This window comes from Pseudomonas sp. 05N432 (assembly GCF_056396945.1).
Window position 1 is genome coordinate 1 of the sequence record NZ_JBFTMM010000091.1, and the last position, 452, is coordinate 452.

The window sequence follows — 452 nt, forward strand, 5'->3', positions numbered from 1 at the left end:
CCGGTGGCGGTGGCCGATACGGCCGGGCCGATACGGCCGCCGGCACGGAGAACCAGACCCTGACCATCAACGTGCTGGCCAACGAYACCGATGTCGACGACGGYCACCTGTTCACACTGAACTCGGCCAGCGCGCCGGCAAACAAGGGCACGGCCAGCGTGGTCGGCAACCAGCTCGTGTTCAATCCGGGGAGCGACTTCGATCATCTGGCGCAAGGCGTGGTCGAGCACGTGACGCTCACTTACCAGATGCAGGACGAACACGGCGCGCTCTCGAGTTCCACGGTGGATGTGACCATTACCGGCACCAACGACGCGCCGGTGGCGGTGGCCGATACGGCCGCCGGCACGGAGAACCAGACCCTGAGCATCAACGTGCTGGSCAACGACAGCGATGTCGACGACGGTCACCTGTTCACACTGAACTCGGTCAGTGCACCGGCAAACAAGGGC

General features: G+C 64.8%; 1 protein-coding gene. It reads left to right on the forward strand.

Annotated features, from left to right (window positions below):
* A partial coding sequence (locus AC1DHT_RS29375; RefSeq protein ID WP_477761608.1) for an Ig-like domain-containing protein occupies positions 1-452 on the forward strand: 452 nt, incomplete at both ends.